The organism is Streptomyces milbemycinicus (assembly GCF_002154605.1).
GTDB lineage: Bacteria > Actinomycetota > Actinomycetes > Streptomycetales > Streptomycetaceae > Streptomyces > Streptomyces milbemycinicus.
On record NZ_MUNE01001074.1, the window covers coordinates 200 to 795 of the forward strand.

Below are 596 nucleotides of genomic sequence, written 5' to 3' on the forward strand. Positions count from 1 at the left end.
CCGCCGGCGAAGACCACATCGGGCCCGTCGGCGTACAGCTCGGCCTGGCTCTGAATCGGAAGCGCGGCCAGATAGACGAGGGACGAGCCGAAACTCGCCACCCAGCCGGCCGATCCGTCGACGACCGATATCCGTTCGATCATCCGGAGGAATTCGGCGGGCGGCAGGGCGTCGCCGCCGAATTTCTTCGGTGTACTCGCCCGGTAGATTCCCTCGTTCTTGAATTCGGCGATCACATCCCGGGGAATGTGCCGCTTCTCCTCGAATTCGCCGCGCCGCTCGGCGACCACGGCCAGCACCCGGTCGAACGCCGCGGACGACCGCCCTGCGGCCGCCGCCGCGGCATCCGGTATCTGCGTCATGAGCGATTCCCCTCGCGTTGCCGGACGGTTGTCCCGCCCGCCTTGTCATCACGCTATGAGGGGTGGCCGACCGCCCACAATTGGGAGTTGGCCGCATCGCGTAGGGGATTTCCCGTACGGATAAGGGTCGGTCACAGGAGGTTCTTCCGCACGACTCCGGCCTGCGCGACCAGGACCACATTCCCGGGGCTGCCGAGCACGGCGATGTCGCGGAGCGGATCCCCGTCGACGACC

1 protein-coding gene is annotated in these 596 nt (G+C 67.4%); it reads right to left on the reverse strand.

The genetic code is table 11. The features are described from left to right. On the reverse strand, positions 1-362 hold a 362-nt coding region (locus CCN51_RS58920; protein WP_245881883.1), incomplete at its 3' end, for an acyl-CoA dehydrogenase family protein. Between the last annotated feature and the right edge of the window lie 234 nt (positions 363-596).